This window comes from Magnetococcales bacterium (assembly GCA_015228935.1).
Lineage (GTDB): Bacteria > Pseudomonadota > Magnetococcia > Magnetococcales > DC0425bin3 > HA3dbin3.
In genome coordinates this window covers 44754-63015 of the sequence record JADGCO010000012.1, presented here as the reverse complement: position 1 = coordinate 63015, position 18262 = coordinate 44754, and the positions used below count along the sequence as shown (strand labels likewise).

Annotated in this window: 12 protein-coding genes; 1 reads left to right on the top strand and 11 read right to left on the bottom strand. The window is 54.2% G+C overall.

What is annotated here, in order from left to right; genetic code table 11:
- Positions 1-202: 202 nt before the first annotated feature.
- The 11 genes from amrB to HQL65_05320 all read right to left on the bottom strand — a co-directional run bounded on the left by amrB (position 203) and on the right by HQL65_05320 (position 16396).
- A complete protein-coding gene (gene amrB / locus HQL65_05370) occupies positions 203-1867 on the bottom strand; it encodes an AmmeMemoRadiSam system protein B (GenBank protein MBF0135650.1) in 1665 nt (554 codons plus the stop codon).
- A 377-nt stretch (positions 1868-2244) separates the two neighbouring features.
- Positions 2245-3312, bottom strand: coding sequence for a class III poly(R)-hydroxyalkanoic acid synthase subunit PhaC (gene phaC, locus HQL65_05365; GenBank protein ID MBF0135649.1), 1068 nt, complete (start codon positions 3310-3312; stop codon positions 2245-2247).
- A 3-nt stretch (positions 3313-3315) separates the two neighbouring features.
- Positions 3316-4398, bottom strand: coding sequence for a class III poly(R)-hydroxyalkanoic acid synthase subunit PhaE (gene phaE / locus HQL65_05360; GenBank protein ID MBF0135648.1), 1083 nt, complete (start codon positions 4396-4398; stop codon positions 3316-3318).
- 150 nt (positions 4399-4548) lie between these two features.
- Positions 4549-4911, bottom strand: a complete 363-nt coding sequence (locus HQL65_05355; GenBank protein MBF0135647.1) for a phasin family protein — start codon at positions 4909-4911, stop codon at positions 4549-4551.
- A gap of 175 nt (positions 4912-5086) precedes the next feature.
- Complete coding sequence (phaR, locus tag HQL65_05350) at positions 5087-5797, bottom strand: polyhydroxyalkanoate synthesis repressor PhaR (protein MBF0135646.1); 711 nt, start codon at positions 5795-5797, stop codon at positions 5087-5089.
- A 147-nt stretch (positions 5798-5944) separates the two neighbouring features.
- Positions 5945-6691 (bottom strand): acetoacetyl-CoA reductase, encoded by a 747-nt coding sequence (gene phbB / locus HQL65_05345; GenBank protein ID MBF0135645.1) that lies wholly within the window; start codon positions 6689-6691, stop codon positions 5945-5947.
- A gap of 567 nt (positions 6692-7258) precedes the next feature.
- Entirely contained in the window at positions 7259-7945 is a 687-nt protein-coding gene (locus HQL65_05340) for an Rpn family recombination-promoting nuclease/putative transposase (GenBank protein MBF0135644.1), read from the bottom strand.
- Complete coding sequence (locus tag HQL65_05335) at positions 7833-8174, bottom strand: Rpn family recombination-promoting nuclease/putative transposase (protein MBF0135643.1); 342 nt, start codon at positions 8172-8174, stop codon at positions 7833-7835. Before HQL65_05335 ends, HQL65_05340 begins: the two co-directional genes overlap by 113 nt.
- An 18-nt stretch (positions 8175-8192) precedes the next feature.
- Positions 8193-10250 carry an adenylate/guanylate cyclase domain-containing protein gene (locus HQL65_05330; protein ID MBF0135642.1) on the bottom strand — a complete coding sequence of 686 codons (2058 nt, stop codon included), beginning with the start codon at positions 10248-10250 and terminating at the stop codon, positions 8193-8195.
- Positions 10251-10327: 77 nt separating this feature from the next.
- Positions 10328-11278, bottom strand: coding sequence for a hypothetical protein (locus tag HQL65_05325; protein MBF0135641.1), 951 nt, complete (start codon positions 11276-11278; stop codon positions 10328-10330).
- Positions 11279-11683: 405 nt separating this feature from the next.
- Positions 11684-16396: a tetratricopeptide repeat protein gene (locus HQL65_05320; GenBank protein ID MBF0135640.1), complete on the bottom strand. Its 4713-nt coding sequence runs from the start codon at positions 16394-16396 to the stop codon at positions 11684-11686.
- A gap of 503 nt (positions 16397-16899) precedes the next feature.
- On the opposite strand from HQL65_05320, the gene HQL65_05315 reads away from it, so the two are divergent.
- Positions 16900-18262 (top strand): cytochrome c (locus HQL65_05315; GenBank protein MBF0135639.1); only part of this gene is annotated, 1363 nt, incomplete at its 3' end.

The following is an 18262-nucleotide window of genomic DNA, read 5'->3' as shown; positions in this document are numbered from 1 at the left end:
ATTCCATGTCCGGGATGTATTGAAAGGTTCCCCCGCAGGCGCGGGGATAGACCGTTGTCCCAAAGGGGTCACGGCTGCCTGAGGATTCCATTCCACATGGATTCGGCCCCCGAATGTATCGATAGCAACATCCAGGAAGGGGTGGCAATCGGACTCACCCGATAGGTGAGCGGAAAGAGAAAGAAATTTCGTATTCATCACCCTATTTTCTCAAGATATTCTCCAAATTGCTACCGATCCAATTGCCGGATTTAGGATGAATGGTTTGCGTCGTAAAAACCTCGAACCGGGCATTGTCTTTCCAGGCATCATCGGGCAGGCCGGCCTTGCGGGCCAGTTGGGTCAGGGTGGTATCGCGATCCCACTTTTGTTCGGTCGCCACTTCCGGCAAAAAGACCGCCCGGCGACCATTTTTGATCAGGACAATACCGTGGCGGGCAACTTGGTATTCATCCAGGGAGGCGATGGGTCGCATGGGACTCAAGACACTCACTTCCACAGTCAACTGCTGCAATTCATCCCGGGTCACCGGTTTGAAGCGGGTATCGGACAGGGCTGCACTCACGGCATTTTCCATGACCGCTTCGAAAAGGGGACGCACCGGCTGGATATGACCGATACAGCCGCGCAGTTCGCCATTTTTTTTCAGGGTGACAAAGGCCCCGGCAGGTTGTTGCATCCGGTTGGAAAGAGAGAGATTGCCCAGAATATCCTGGGCATTCAAAGTCCCTTCGCGTTGGGTAACGGCTTTTTGCAGGGTTGCGCGGGCGATGTTCAGGAGCAGGGACATATCTTCCTGAGGCAGATTTCCTGAAGAAGTACTTCCTGACTTGGCCGGATTTTCCCGGGCAGAAAAGGGTTGCGGGCGCGTGAAAGCCATGGCGACATAGCTGACCGAATTGGAATAGTCCTGGGTCATCTCACCACTGGTCGCGTATTGGAGCAACGTGGCCGTGGTCCCCTCCCCTGCCATGTGCAACAAAATGGCCATGGGCAGCAATCCGCAGGCAGTGATATCGGTTTTTTGCTTGTATTGGAGCAATCCCGGCCCGTCCAGGTGCAGAATGTGATCAATGGCCCCCTGATCCAACTCCCGAATACGGTTGGGGAGTTGGGCATCCTTGGGAAAGGGGAGATAGTTGTAGTTTGCCCCAAAGTGGGTAAAGTCCGAGGAGACCACCACCAGGGTGGCATCATCGGCCAGCGGGCGCAACAAATCCGCCACCTGGACCACCTCGGCGGCGTTCAGGGAGCCGACAAGTATGGGCAGCAGTTGCCAAGACCCGGGAACGACCCGTTGCAGGAAGGGCAGTTCAATTTCAATGCTGTGTTCCAGTTGATGTGCTGTGGGCAGGTTTTGGAACAGGGGGGCGGTGCGCAACGCGGCAATGGCTTGTTGATCCAGGGGAATGCGGCCCAGGGGGGTTTCAAAGTGCGTCACATCCGGGATGGAAATTCCTGCAAATCCCTGCCGATGCGAAGGACCGATGACGATGATCCGACGCAGGGGAGGATGTTCGCGCAACAGTTTGAAGGCCGCCGCCGCCGTTGCCCCACTGTAACGATAGCCGGCATGAGGCACGATTAGGGCGCGCAGGGGCCCTTTGCCAGTCAAAGGGGCAGGCTTGGCACTCTCCATGGCCCGATCCAGAAAACTCCCCAACTCCTTGCTCGTGGCCGGATACCAGGAACCGGCCCAGGCGGGAGGCCGTACCCGGCTCGCGGAATCCGAAGGTAAAGAGGTTTCTGCGGCGTGGACACTGTTCATGAGCGACACCTCCTGATGCAGGTGATCTTTCAACCAAAACAACCCTGTCGCAGCACCAGCCACGATCAGGAGCGTGATCAATGAAGAATTGCGCAACACGGATTGTCACCCCGCCAGATCGTTGGGACGGTCAAGATCCGCCATCCAAATTGGTTTTTCCATGGGACCAACACGCCCGGACTGCAACATGGCGAGCAACGCTGACCAAGCAGGAAAGGCGCTCTTCAATCAATGATATACCAGAATTCTCCGTCAATACATATCTACCATGCAATTCGTGATTGGCACGAACAACGCTTTTGAATAATCTTTGCTGCGATATGGCCAACAGACGGGAATGAGATGCGGGACCAGAAACGGATGGGGGGGGATGAACCGAAACGGTTCGTCCCCCCCTCTTAATTGGCGGGCTATCTCATGGTTTGGGTGCCGCCAATCCCGTTTGGAAAAGGTGTCGGCCCGGAGGGCCGTTTACTTCAGCCCTTTTCCTTGATCCATTTCGCGATTCCGGAAGGAACTTCCTTCTGGGCGCGGGCGCTGACGTAGATACCGATATGGCCACCCTTGAAGGACATTTCGGAATAATCCCGGCTTTTTGCAAGCTTGCCGAGAATTTTCGAGCCATCTGGTGGCACCAGATGATCGAGGGAGGCGTAGACATTGAGGATGGGCATGGTCAGATTGGCCAGGTCCACCTTGCGATCACCGACCTGCACCTCACCTTTGATGAGGGCATTGCGTTGATACATGTCGCGCACGAACTGCCGGACGGTTTCGCCGGGTTGATCCGGGCTGTCGTTGATCCAGTGTTCCATGCGCAGGAAGTTTTCCAGTTTGGTCGCATCATCCATGAGATCGACCATGTCCAGATACTTTTTCATACCGAGTTGCAGGGGTTGCATGCCCTGGAACGTGGTATTGAGGACGGAGCCTGGGAGGTTGCCCAGGGCATCGATCATGAGGTTCACATCGAGGCTTTCCACCCAGGTATGCAAGCGATCTTGCGGGGTGTGGAAATCGATGGGGGTCACCATGAGGACCAGATTTTTCACCAGGTGCGGATTCAGCGCACAGAAGCAGGTGGTCAGCGTGCCTCCCTGGCAGATGCCGAGGAGGTTGATGCTGTTCATGTTATGGCGACGGCAGATTTCTTCGGCGCAATTTTTGATGTAGCCGTTGATATAGTCGTCCATGGTGAGGAAGCGGTCCGCCGGATCGGGATAGCCCCAATCGACGAGGTAGACATCCAGGCCGGCTTCCAGCAATCCTTTGATGGTGGAGCGGTCATCCTGGAGGTCGGCCATGTAGGGACGGTTGACCAGGGCGTAGACGATCATCACCGGGATGGGGTGGGGTTTTTCCACCTTGGGTTTGAAGCGATAGAGGACCAGTTTGTCTTCCTGGTAGACGGCCTCTTTTTCGGTGATTCCGGGTTTGGTGCCTTTGACTTCGCCGAGCGTCTTGAAGCCTTGGGAGAGCTTTTTATTGAACTCCGTCATCTCCTTGATGGCATTTTCGGGCGTGATCTGAATCGGGAAGTTCATGCTTTACTCTCCTTTTCCCTGGGGTTTCTTGGCGGCGGCAGCGGCGGCAGCAGCTTTGCCACCTTTCAGTTCTGCCACTTCCTGCTTCAAGGCCTCGATTTCGCCCCTGAGGCGATTCAGATCGGCGGTGACATCCACCTTGGCCACGCTACCCAGACGGCCTTCCAACTGGCGGAAGCGACGTTTCAGTTCGATGACCCGGCGATGGGTGGTATTCAGCTCGCGGCGGCTGGGGAGATTCATGGACTCCATTTTGTCGTCCATGATGGTCTGACCCTGGATTTTCAGCCGCATCAGGGCATGCACCATATTGGCGTTGGCATCCCGATACTCTTTGGTATTGGTCAAATCGGCGAAGGCACCGTCAGCCGCATCGACCCACAGGCCGAAAACGTCTTTCAAGGTTTCGACTTTTTCGCCTTTTTCGGCCATTTTCAGGAGGCGATCTTTGAGTTTATCCAGGGCAGCCGGGCCGACCTTGCCGATATGGGACATGTACTCTTCGGTGGCATCCTGGAATTTCAGGGCCAGCACGGCCCACTCTTTCCATTTGCCTTGCACGTCCGGATTCGGGCCGATTGCGGGCAGGGCCACAATCTTTTCCAACTGTTCCCGGGCCATTTTCCCGCCACCCATGAGATTGATTCCCATGAGGTTTTGCAGGGGATTGTCCGGCATCTGGAGGGCTGTTGCGGCCATTTTGTTCCAGGCTGCCATGGATTGACCGAAGTAGCCCATCATGCCTTCGCCCAGGGCCTTGCCACCGAAGGGGGCGGTGAAAAGACCTTTCATCTGGTCGATGGTTTTGTCCAGGGCTTCTTTCCAGTTGCCGCCTGCGGATTGCATCTCCTTGAGTTGGGAGAAGCCTTTGAAGAACATCTCGGCAAACCGGACATAGTTTTCATTGAACGATGTCAGACCCTGCAAAACATCGTGTCCTGGCATGCCGGCAGTCATAAAGGGGGGAAGGAGCTTTTGCCACCGTTCCAGGCCCTCTTTCCACATCCGGATACCCATACCCATATCACCGGAGGGCAAGCCACCACCTGTCCACGTCTGGCCCAACGCATCCATCCATGCGGTCATGGACTTTTTCTGCATTTCCGTCCATGTTTCCATCCAGTCCGTGGGAAAAACGCCTCGTTCCGCCATCATCATCCTCCATGGGATCTTGATATCAGGTGTGCCGACGGTGTTCCCCCCTGCGTGGTCCCGTCGGCATGCACCATCACACTGTTACTTTTTTTCCACGGCTTCTTTCGTTTTGTTCAAAATCGCCTGGAGATTGGATTCCATCATGGCATTCAGTTCGTTGCGGCTGGTCATGAGCAGATCCATGGTTTGCCGGGCGTGTTCCAGCATCCGGTCATTCAGCTCTTTGGCCATGTCGGCCTGCTTGCTGACCACCTGGCTCAGATCTTTCGTCTCACCCAGGGCCTTCAACTGGCGGATACCGCTGCTCATGAAATCACCGACCGCATCCAGTTGCCGTTGTGCCAACTGTTGGACTGTCCGATCATTGATCTCTTGCAGACGGATCATCGAGTCCAATACGGTCTTTGTCATTTCATTGACCTGTTCAACAATCTTCTTGTCCATCTTTCATCCTCCAGCTTGGGTGATTGCGATTATGCACCGCAACATGTTGCATTGCATAATACAGAGGCCATCCCAGGCTGTCAACCCCATTTTTTTGCGATGCGAAAAAATTTCCGTGGAAACCGTTTCCTCTTGAAATATCATGCCTTTTCAGCATGAACAAACACAAAACAGGTCAATCCTCGGCAACTTTTTTTTCCTCGTGACCTGTTTTTTCCGGTGTTGCATCCTGGCTGCTTTGACTGATTGGTGTTGCTTTGGAGTTCATGGGATCGGGTGTTGGTCCAAGGTCCGAATCCCGGGTTGCCGTGTCATCCATGTCACCCGCGTCATCCATGTTACCCGTGCCATCCATGTTACCCGTGCCATCCATGTCACCCGTGCCGTCCTTGTCACCCGTGTCACCTCCCGGAGACCACATTTCCAGCGGGAAGGGAATCCCGCGTTGCCACTCCTGCCACAGGTTCAGGTTTTTTTCTGCCATTTCGGTCAGAGTGGAAATGATGGCGACTCCGGGTTTAACAGGGTTGAGCAGGGGCCTGCCCAGCTTGGCTCCCAAAGTATCCTGCTGTTTCAGAAAAAAACTGAAGCTGCGCTCGATAAACCGACTGAATTCAACGTGCAGATTGTTGCCATACAGCCGGATGATCATGAGCAGAAGGTTGGTGCTGAAGATGGGTACCCCTTTTTCCTCTTCATCGGCCAGCACCTGCAACAGGATGGCCCGGGTAATGTCATGTCCGTTCTTGGCATCGATCACCTGGAACGGGACATTTTCCACGACCAGTTTCCGAACACCATCCAAGGTCAGGAAACAGGAGGTTTCCTGATCATAGAGGCGGCGGTTGGGATATTTTTTGATTAACCTGGGGCCAGTTTTTTTCATTGACCTTGGATGGAGGGAAATACTCCACTCCGTGACCACTCCGGGACGGTCAGTACGACACCATGGATGTTCCTTCCCCTGTCCTCTTACTGCTTCAGGTGAGAGGACCCATTGCTGAGGGTCCCCTCACAAAAAAAGCAGAATGGCTCAGAAGCTGGTGTACTGGGCACCGTTGACCGGAACCATGGCACCATTGATAAAGCCGGACCGCTCGTCAGCCAGGAAACGCACTGTCCAGGCGATCTCTTCCGGGGTAGCCATGCGCCCGGCGGGGATCTGGGCGATGATGGATTTCAGAATTTTTTCGTCGATGGCCATGACCATGGGAGTGGCGGTATAGCCGGGGGCGACGGAGTTTACGGTGACGTTGTTGCGGGCCACTTCCTGCGCCAGGGACATGGTAAAGCCATGGATGCCCGATTTGGCGGCTGAATAGTTGGCCTGACCGAACTGGCCTTTTTGACCGTTCATGGAGGAGATGTTGACAATCCGGCCATATTTCCGTTCCAGCATCCCCTCCACCACCTGCCGCGTCATGTTGAATACGCTGTTCAGGTTGGTGTTGATCACCATGTCCCAGTTTTCTTTTTTCATCTTTTTCATGGTGGCATCCCGGGTGATACCGGCATTGTTCACCAGGACATCGATGGGACCCAGTTTGGCTTGCACATCGGCCACCAACTTGCCGCAGGCATCAAAATCGGTCACATCCACTTCGAACAGCTCGACAGAGATGCCATCTTTTTTACGGGCTTCATTCCATTGCGGTATTTTGTCCCGTTCCAGAGCAATGAAGTTGCCTGCCACCTTGTAACCGGCTTTGGCCAACTCGGTCACGATTGCGGTGCCAATTCCACCAACGGCTCCTGTTACCAGCGCCACTCTTTGTGTCATTGTTTCTTACTCCTCGGAAATGTTCAAGATTTTCAACTCAAATCCGGCAAACACCCCACCTGCCCTTAAACCGCAGGGTTGCCGCCGGTTACCGCTTTGTTACATCTTCAGACAGAGTACCCCATTGTCTTTTGCCTTGGTATGAAGATTCAATATTCAGAATCTGAATCCGCAAACCTGTCGCAGGCAAAACCCTACCCCATTCACCGTTTGGTTCGCGCCAACCGGCAACAGGCCAGGCCGTTCATCTCATCCATGAGGGTCCGAAAAGGGGGGATTCCTGAGCAAAACCCAGGAAGGCAAACGGTTCCCACCACCCCAGACCGGCAGGACAACGTTTGCTCGGGGGCACACTAAAGAGATTCGTTTCCAAAGGCAATGAAAAATTTTTGGGTTTCTCGGCGTACCACGTTCAAGACCCAATCCGGCTTTCCGGCCAAGACATCTCGCGCAAATTTGGAAAACACTCTTGGCCTCTTTCTCAAGTCACGAAATTTGAATCAATCTTCCTTTAGTCAATACAAAAACATCGACCAGGCAACTCGATTTTGTGCCGGGTTTCCTGCATCAAGCAGCAAAAACATCTTCTACAGATTGGGCATCCAGGATACGAATCATCCAGGTTTCAATAAGTTCCGTGTCAGCAGAGTTTATTTTTGTCGAGACCCAACCCGGGATTTGGCCGAAACGGTGCCGCATCAGTTTAAGTAAAGACGATGCCTTGCTTTCCAGACGTGCCTTTTGCAGTTCATCCTCGCGTACCATGTTCAAGACCCAATCCGGCTTGCCAGCCAGGACATCTCGTGCAAATTTGGACATCATTTCGGCTTCCTCCTTCGGTTGAGCTGTATGGATCAAATTGCGTATCTCCATCTCGTTCACGCTTTTGTACGTCTGGACAATATACAGGACAACCTGGTACAGCATCTCGGGTACATCCCGTAACGAAATCCCGATAGTCTCCAGGATACCTGTTTGCTCTTTCTCCCGAAAGACATATTTCAAAGCCAGAAGTCCGACTCGTAAACGCGGGTCGTTGGAGATCATGTCATCATCAATTTGCCCAAGATCCACCACTATGAAGCGGAAATTTGGTAAAAACGGACGCAAAACAGCACCTCCTGCCAGCAACGCATGAAATTCATTCGGAACTTTCCATGCAGTTGCACCATGATACACGACCACTGGAATCACCGGTGGCAACTGTTCCCAATCCGGATTTTCCTTCGCCCATTGTTCCAGAATACGATTCACATAGAGGCGGAGGGAGACGGACCCGATACAACCGGTCGGTCAGATGTTCCTTGAGTTCGCCATCAATCAGGCTGCCATGAACCAATTCAGGCGGATCGGCAGCAAGCAGGGCCACCATTTCCGGTGGCAAGCGCTCGCGCAGAAAATTTCCTGTCGTTTCCGGGGCAAGCACGACCCTGAAAAAATGGTCGTGAGGTTGAAAAACCGTTTTATTCTCTGAGGTATCCATGCCTTTATTGCAGGAAGACTACCCTTTTGATGTGAACTGAAACACCCGATCCCAGTCAGGGGGAGGTGGGTTTTGCAGATATTCCTGACAGCGTTGCTGATAGGTCAGGGATGGACCATCGTCGGCAATGATGGTCAATGCCTTGGTAAACTCCTGCAAGGCTCCGGCAAAATCCATGGCCCGATATTTTTCCAGGCCTTTGTTGTACTGGGCGACACAATCGGCCAACGCCCCGGTCACCTGCCCTTTGCGGTCCAGAAGCTGGTAGATGCCCACCGGCTCTTTTTTGCCGACCACGCGCACCACATCCAATTGCCGGGCATCGATAAACGGTTCGGCCTGCTTGTAGGTAAATTGGGAAAGCATGGTGAAGGTGCTGTAAAATTTGTTGGCTCCTTCCAGACGGGCAGCCAGATTGACGGCATCACCCATGATCGTATAGTCCATGCGCTGCTTCGAACCCATGTTGCCCACCACCATGGGACCACTGTTCAGCCCGATACGCACCTTCATGAGTGGTCGGCCTTCCCGGGTCAGCCTTTCCCGCAACTCCACCATGTATTTTTGCATATCGATGCTCGTGTAACAGGCCAGTTTGGCATGATCCGGCTGGTCCAGGGGTGCCCCCCAGAAGGCAATGATGGCATCCCCTTCAAACTTGTCCACGGTGCCATCAAACTCGGAAATGATGTTGCACATCGCGGTTAAATATTCATTGAGGAGTTGCACCAGTTCGGTTGGGGTCAATTTTTCCGATATGGAAGAAAAGCCGGCCACATCCGAAAAAAAAGCGGTCATCTCCCGTTGTTCACCACCCAGGGTCAGTTTGGATGGATCCTTGACCAGGATATCGACCACTTTGGGAGAAAGATACTGGCCAAAGGCACTCTTGATCATGGTCTTTTGGCCACGTTCCAGGAGAAACGCCCGCAGATTGATGACCAGAAATCCCAGCATCCCGGCCACCAGGGTATAGGACATGGAGAGGACCAGGCCAAATTGCACATACTGCGCTGTCACCAGGGCAACGTAACCGGAAAAGAGAACCAGCGTCGCCAGCCAGCGTACCGCCGGATGTTGAAACTGTCCGGCCAGCAACAAACCCAGCATGAAGGTCAGACAGGCCAATATTTCCACAGGCAGCGGAGCCGGTTTCAACGGTGTGTTCTTCAGGAGCGTATTGATGGTATTGGCAATGATCTCCACCCCGTACACGGTTCCCACCGGGGTATCAAACCAGTCGTGTGACACTTCGGAAGTATCCCCGACCAGGACAATCTTGTCCTTGACCAGATATTCCAGCTCTTCCACGTCACGATTGGTCAAATCCAGAAATTCCAGAGCGGAACGGCCCTTGATTTCACTCAAATATTTGACGCCGGAGCGCAGGCGCGGAAAATCGATGTAAAAACTGTTGAACTGATCCAGGGGAATGTTCAGCGCATCCCCGATCTTGAGGGTATGATGATCGATACTTGGTTGGGCATTCAAATATTGGGCAATGGCCTGCACGGCAAACGGCCAACCATCCTTGACCTTGGTGATTTCCGGAAAAACCCGCAACCGGTTCATACTGGTGGCCACGGAACTGAAGGAGCTGATGTTGGTATAACCGCTTTGGGTCACATTTTGAATCAACTCCGTCGGATAATTGATTTTCTTGAATTTTCCCCCAACGATCTGGGCCTGGGAGACCACAAGAACATTGCCGGCTTCTTGCAGGATTCTGGCCGTGGGTTCATCTTCCCCATAGGAACTTGGGAAATCCATCAGAATGTCCAGGGCCACCACCTTGGCACCCAGTTTTCGTATATTGGCGGCAATCCGGGCAATGTCGGTGCGCCGCAGAGGGAAGCTTTTGTATTCCCGAAAAAAAGCCTCGTCGGTATTGATCAGGACGACATCATCACCCGGGCTGACGGCCTTGGGATCACCGTAGGTCATGCGCAGGATGTGCCGGAAGGAGAGGGTCTGGTCTTCCAGCAACGAAAAAATTTCAAAGTATTCGGCGGGGATCGCCAGGAGGAAAAAGAGTATTGTTAAAACAACATCATACCTTTTAAGCAACTTTTTCATCTCTGACGTCCCCCGCCATCATTTTTGTTCTTGTTGACGACGCTTGCTGCGTGTTCGGAAGCGACTGTCCAACCTGGTCAAGGCTTGCCAATTTCGCTGTTGTATTTATGAGCTTCGGCCTTTTTCATTTCGCCAAGCTTCAGATCCTGCAACGTCTTGATCAGGAACGGGCGGAAATCGTTGTCATTGCCATTATCGGCCAGATATTTTTGATAGCTGTCCATGGCTGCGACGGCGAGGCCATTTTTTTCCAGGATGCTGGCGATGGCAAACAGATTGCCGGGATATTTTTTCTCGCTGGCGGCCAGCTCTTTTTTCAGGGCATCTTCCTGGGCGGGTGACATCCAGGTGAAGGTACCGGAAAGTTCTTCCTTATTGACCGGTTTGCCATCCTTGAGCAGGGTGACATGATATTTATGCTGGCCCGGGGTCATTCCGGAAACCTTGTGGCGGATCACGGCATCCTTGGCAGCGGCAATGCTGATTTTTTTGCCATCGATGGAGAGTTCGTAGGCATATTCCGGTCCCTTGTTTTCCCAGACCAGTTCGGAATGGGCTGAGGAGAGAGTCACCTCCTTGGCAACTTCCACTTTCAGAGCTGCGGCATCCTTGTCCACGGAACGCCGCACGGTGGTATAGCGCTCGGCCTTGGCGAAGCGATTTTTGACGCCGCTCATCAGATCATTGTCACCGGATTTGCTGTCGCCCAGTTTGCCGCTCACCACTTCGGCACCGGTGGCATTCACCTTGATGACCGTGTTGGGACCCAGTTCCTGTTCCGTACCGTTAGCCTGGCTGACCAGTTTTCCGGAGCCGCCTTCTCCAGAGCGGATTTGCACCCCTTCGAAGAGCATTTTATTCTGGTTGACCTTATTCCATTGTGTACCATCCTTGCTGTATTCGACGGGACCGGACACCTGGATCAACATCATGACCGGATCTTTGGCCATGGCCGCACCACTGAACCCTGTTGCCATGGCAATGGTGAACATCAATGTCCCGAGCCGTTTGATCGTTATCCTTTTCATATCGTTTCCCTCGCTTGACTGTGCCAAAGATCCTTGGCAATCCCATGATCGAATCCCGGAGTCAAACCCGTTGGGAAGGTTTCTGATCCCGGAGAAACACAAAATCTCATACATTCGATGTTTTTCTGATTCCCAGATGTGTCAACTTTCTTTCCGAAGTTTAAGTGATCAAGTATACACCATTTTCGATACCATGTATACCACTTACACGGGCAACCCCGTTAACTGGCCAATGGCTGTCGGACGTACCGGGTCGATTTTAAGTATTCACCTTTCCCTGTTTGATCACCCTGGGATTGCCAACAAATCCAGGACTACCCAATCAACACGGTCTGTCTGCTACCTCAGTGACAATCATGATGTCATTAGTTCCCGAATTTTCATATTTTCGATATCTCCTCCGGCTTATTTTCCAACCATCATGAAGGCTGACCAGATGTACGGGTGACTCCATTGTGATGATCCCAGCAATTCCAGTTGGGTTTCACGCAGGGAGACACGGGGATCCTTTCCTTCCATCATCCTTTTGTAGAATCCGGTCATGAGGGCCTGGGTTCCGGCATCGCTGACCTCCCACAGGGATGCCATGATCTTGTCCACCCCGGCTTCCTGGAAGGCCCGGCGCAACCCATACACCCCCTCCCCCTCGTGAATTTCACCCAGGCCGGTTTCGCAGGCGGACAGGACAGCCAGGCGCGTGCCGGTCAGATTAAGACTCATCACCTCCAAGGCTGTCAAGACACCATCGTTTTCCGTATCGATCTCGCCCAGAAAAGGGGCATTGGTGTTGATGCCGGCAAATGCCAGACCCGCCCGCAACAGGGGGTTGTCACCCGGTGGTGGCAATTGGATTTCGGCACTGCGTTGCAATTTGAGCAGGCGCTTTTTCAGATTGTCGTCGGCCTTGAGGAAAAATCCGTGAGTTGCCACATGCAGAATGTCTGGAGGGGTGATTCCCTTGATCCCTTTTTCCTGGGCATCGTTCTGGACAAACAGCCTGACCTCTTTTTTCGTCTTGGCAACGTTGTCATTGATCAGCTCCCCTTCCTTCAACGCCCCTGGCAGCGGATCGAAACGCAAACCGCGCATGCCAACCGAAAAAGCCCGCAAACCGGCGCGCAACTGGTTCATGGCTGCGGAGCGACGCGCTCCAGAAGAAGCACCTGTACCGCCTGTTTCTGGTGTGGCAACGTTGCCATCCCCTGTTTCGAGGGAAAGTTCTTCCAGATTTGGTTCAGGTTCCGTGGTTTTGGCCTGCGCCGCCGAACGTTTGCCACGCACCTCGGCCAGGACTTTCTCCCCCACCGTCTTTTCCGAGTTATAATCCGGTCCGGCAAAGGTGATCATACCGGCATTGGGTTGGGCGGTCTCCCTGGCGACCATATCCCGACTGGAGTTGAGAATGTGCAGATCGACGCCCTGAATCAGGTAGGCTTTCTTGTCATCCACCAGGGCATTGAACGGCATGATGTTCAAGATTCCATCTGGCACGACAAAGACTTCGGTCCGTTTGCCAATGAATTTTTCCAGCGGTTTCCAGACCTGGGCATACATTTTGTTGCCCACCTTTTTCATCTCTTCTTCATCCGCTGTTTCATCCTGAATGATGGTTCGGTAATCAACCACCTGTTTCTGGATTTGTTTGACATCCTTGTAAAGGACCATGCCGAATTTTGGTTTGCCGTTTTCCTTGGCAAGGAGTCCGGCGAGCATGTTGTCTGTCTCTCCATCCCGATAGAACAGAAAATCCACGAGTACCGCAGTTTCCGGAAGCTGTTTGACCAGGGTATCCATGCTGACCTCGGCGACTTTCTGCCGGAAGCGCAAGCTGGCCCGTCCCAGATCCCCCTCCAGGGTATTGATGCGATCTTCCATGACTTGCAAATTGTGCAGATGCTCTTCACCGCTGACCCCTTCCTTGGGGCCGGCCAGGGTCACTCCGGCCAGTTCCTTGCGGGTTTTGACCAGTTCATTGGCCAGTTTTCCCAGCTCAGGATCGGCGGTAAGGCGGGTAATCTGCTGTACCTCAGAGGAAATTTTCAACAGCATGCCCTTGCGCCGCAGGGCCGCTTCCAGAACTTCCCGGCCACCCCGTTCCGCATCCAGGCGACCCAGCATGCTCAGATAGGCGTAAAATTCCGGTTGGTGCAGACGGATATAGCCTTCGCGGGCATTGTCTCCGGCCACCCACATCATCCGGTTGAGAAACTCCGTGCGTCGGGCAAAGAGGGTACTCCGCAGGCGGAAGGCCTCCCTGGCATCTTTCATGGCTTCCTTGACCCCGGCCCAACCATTCAAGGTTTCAAACGTATAGGGGTGTTGGGGTCCCAGTATTTTTTCTTCCAACTGCAACGTTTTTTGAAACAGTTGGTCGGCCTCCTTCTGCCGTCCCTGATCCCGATAGAGGGCTGCCAGGTCCTGCATGGAGCGCAGGGTATCCATGTGGGAGGGACCCAGGGCCGCTTCCCGCAGGGCCAGGGTTTTCTTGAACAGTTTTTCAGCCTCGTCAAAACGGGAAAGCCTGTGGTAGACCCGCGCCAGATTGTTCATGCCTTTCAGGGTTTTGGGATTTTTTTCACCAAGACTCTTCCCCCAGAGGGCCACCACTTCCTGAAACTGTTTGGCGGCATTGGAATAATCCTGACGCATCATGTCCAGGTAGGCCAGGTTGTTGATGAAGGCGACCGTATCGGGATGGTCCTTTCCCAGACGTTTCGTGGCCAGGTTGATGATTTTGCCATACAAGGGGCGGGCACGCTCAAAATTGCCCTGACTTTCGTAGAGCATGGCCAGGCTGTTCATGCTCGCCATGGTGGTGGGATGTTCTTCCCCGAGCAGTTCCTTTCCAACCTTGATGGCTTCCTTGAACATCGGTTCTGCCTGGTCGTACAACCCCTGTTCCTCGAAAATCAGGCCCAGATTGTTCAACACGGCAATGGTGGTCTGATGTTTCTCGCCCAGGACTTTCCGCGCTCTTTTCAGGACATCGTCATAAATTTTTTCGGCCCGATCATACTGGCCGGCCCGTTTCAGGATACCGGCCAGACCACTCAGGGTGGCGATGGTATCGGGATGATCCGGCCCCAGGGTTTTGCTCTCCTGGGCGATCACCTGCCGGGTCAGTTGTTCGGCCCTGGCAAAATCGCCACGATCCTCGTAGACCTGGGCCAGCAAATCCTGGGTCCGCACCAGGAGCCGTCCGGCCAGGGGTGGTTGGCTTTTTTCTCCCGTGGCCAGAATTTCCTTCAATATGCCTTCCGCCTGTTCATGGCGAGCCTGGAACCGGAACAACTCCGCCTGACCCAGACGAGCCTCCAGGAGCGGTGGGGCATGAGGCGGATAAATTTCTCCCCGCAGGGCGATGAGTTGTTCAAACTGTTTTTCCGCCACATCATAATGACCCTGCTGTACCTGCAAGCGGGCCAGTTGCCCCAGACAATCGGCCCGTTCTTCGTGGTGGGATCCCAGGCGCTGTTCCAGTTTCTGGCAAATCTCGCTCAGGATCTGTTCACCAGCGGCGTACTGACCCAGATTCTGCTGCATGCGGGCCATGGCACGACCGGCAGCCAGGGTTTCGGGATGCTCCGCACCCAGGCTTTTTTCATATCCCTGGCGGACCTCCGTATAGAGCTTCAAGGCTTCCGAAAACTGAATGCTCTCCTCAAGGATACCCCCCAGACGCATCTGCATGGCCAGGGTTTCCGGATGGTCCGCATCGAGAATTTTCCGGGTTCCCTGAATGGCCTCATTCATGAGGGAACGTGCCTTGTCGCGCTGACCGGTCCGAAACAGATAGGTGGCGACATCACGGCGGGAGGTTTGGGTCAGATAGTGCCCCTTCCCGAAATGTTTCAATGCGGAATCCAATGCCGACTGTGCCAGTTGCAACGCCTCCGCATCCTGGCCCTTGACGCTGGCCACGGTGGCACGATCCAGGAGAGCCGACCAGTCGTTGACCCGTTGGGCCATCTCTTCACCGGGGGGTGGGGCGGACAGTTCGGTCAGGCGTTTTTCCATGGCCTCCGGTTTCAGGTAGACCAGCTCACGCACACGACTGTTGTATTCCGCAATCCGGTCAAATTTCCTGGCCTTGACTGCCTGGGCAACGGCACGCTTGAAATAATCCATGGCCTGGGAATTTTTTCCCAGATTCATGCTGAGTTGAGCGGCGTTGCGCAGGATTTCTTCATCATCGGGGGATTTGGTGGCTGCTGTGACAAAATGGGCCAGGGCACCTTCATTGTCGCCGGCATTGGCAGCTTTTTCACCGTTTGTGGCATCATCGGCCCCAGCCCCCTGCCATTTGGGGAGAGCTGGAGTGGCTGCTGCTCCCGGAGTCCCCGGAGTCCCGGCTGCTCCCGGAGTCCCGGCTGCTCCCGGAGTCCCGGCTGCTCCCGGAGTTCCTGGTGTTCCCGTGGTTCCCGATGGTGCAGCCTGAGTGCCTGCGGCTGTCGATGCGGAACCAGCCCCGCCGGCGGCTTGCGGCATTGAACCCGTGCCGATACCTCCAGCCTGGGCCATCTGATACCATTTTTGCGCCTCCTTGCGGTCAATGGGAACCCCTTCGCCTTTGGAGTAGAGGTATCCCATATGCCGCTGGGCAATGGCATTGCCTTTATCGGCGGCCTGCTTGAACAGTTCCGCAGCTTTTTTTTCGTCAGCGTTGACGCTGACTCCCATGAAATACATGAGTCCCAGATTGACCTGGGCATCGACATTGCCCTGGTCAGCCGCTTTTTGATACCACTTGAACGCTTCCTTGTCGTCGGGCTTCTTGATGCCCTGGCCGCGAAAATACATCTCTCCCAACAGGTTTTGGGCCATGGCATCACCTTGTTCGGCAGCCATTTTCAGCCATTTCATGGCCTCCGGCAGATTTTCCGGAACGCCCCGCCCCAGCAGATGAATCATGCCCAGGGATGCCTGTGCCCTGGCATCGCCACGACCGGCGGCTGTCTTGTATTCGTTGATTTTTTCCGGAGAGAGCGTTTCCACGGGGGGAGCAACCGCTCCAACCGCCACCAGAGGTGTCAACAACAAAGAGGCACCCACCCCTGCCCACAACATGCCGGGAAACCAGCGAAACCTTCTCATGGAACGACACTTTCTCAGGTGCATGGCTCAAATCCAACCTGTCCCAGAATAAATGATTGTTTGAAGCAACCCTCTGTTCAGGATAGCAGATTTTTTTCAGCATCAAACAAAAATCGCTCAACTTCCCCCTCCAGAGACAAGACCTGCTCCCTTCCCCACCACTCTTTTTCCGCATATCACATTGCCGGAAATGGTCCTATGAAGTATCTGACATTTCATTGGATCTTTCTCTCATCTCTCCGGTTCCCCGATACGTCTGGAATTCTCAATAATTTTTGCCGTCCTCTCTCCGGCTGGGCCGTTCAGTATAAAATAGGCTTTTTTTCTGTAGGGGTATTGTGACAGGCAGGTGACAGGAAGATGGGAGCATGGCATCCTGAGCAATGCAATCTGAGATGGTACGACCGTGGCCATGGCTGCCGTACCTTCCATGTATGATTTGCCCATGGTGCCATGCATGACGTGCGTGGCCTGCCATGTACGATGTTCATGGAAATGCTACCCTTTCACTGAGGGAATTTCGACACATGAGACTGCTGCTCACAAAACAGGATCTTACCGCCATCTCCCCGGCCAGGAACAGGGAGCGTTTTCTTGTTGATGGTACGGGAAAACACCGGTTCATGGGCACAGGTATGGGCATGGGAGTGGGTTCAAGCCTGATCCTGGCGATCACGATCATGTTGTTCCTGGTCACGGGACAAACAGCTCTGGCGGCTGAGAGTGCGGGATTCGATCCGGCCAAGGCTTACGCCAAAGCCTGTGCTGTCTGCCATGGCAAAAACGGCAACGGTCAATCCACTCTGGCCCAGAGCATGACCCCTCCCCCAGCCAATTTTTCCGATCCCGAAGCCATCACGCGCCTGACCCGGGAACGCATGATCAAAGCCGTTGAAAACGGCAAGTCAGGCACCGCCATGCCGGGCTGGAGTGCCCGTTTTTCGCGGGAGCAGATCGAGGCCCTGGTCGGGTATATCCAGGACACCTTCATGCTCTCTTCCCGGCGCGAGGATGCCTCGCCGGGGCGGCGTCTTTATGCCGAAAATTGTTCGGTCTGTCATGGTGACAAGGGGGACACGGCCCGTTGGGCACGCAATGGCCTCTCCCCACCACCACGGGATTTCACCACCGAATTGGCCCGCAAGGATCTGACCCGGGAGCGCATGCTGTTTTCCGTAACCTACGGACGCCCCGATACAGCGATGCCAGCCTGGAAAGACCGTTTCAAACGTGAGGAGATCGAGCATCTCGTGGATTATATCCGGGGTGCTTTCATGACCGAAAAAAATGTGGCCGCCACCGCATCATCGTCTCCCAAGACCGAGGATCATGCCGCTCATCAGGAACACGCCAAGGCTGCCGAACCATCACCTGCGGCAATCGCTGCCGCCAAACAACACGACCATGCAGCGCATTGGAACATCACCGACATCATCAAACCCATGCCGCACGGACTCCAGGGCGATATTCAGGCCGGACAGCGTTTCTACGACGACAACTGTTACCTCTGCCACGGCAAGGATGGCGATGGTCGTGGTCCGCGTTCCGATTTCATCAATCCCAAACCGCGCAATTTCCGTCATCCGGCTGCCCAACATAAATTCAGCCGGGAACACCTGTTTTTCATCATCTCCGACGGGGTGAACGGCACGGAGATGCCTGCATGGAAATCAGTCCTGAAACAACAGGAAATTGCCAATATTGCGGAGTATGTCTTCCAGAAATTCATCATCCCCGGATTGCCGCCCGGATACCTGGAAAAAATGGCCGATCAACTCAAGAGCCAGCCTGCCATGCACCATGGCACCGGTGGAGAACATGATGCCGGACATGCCGGACACGATGCCGGTGGGCAAAAAACCGATCATGCCGGGCATGATGCCAGTGGCT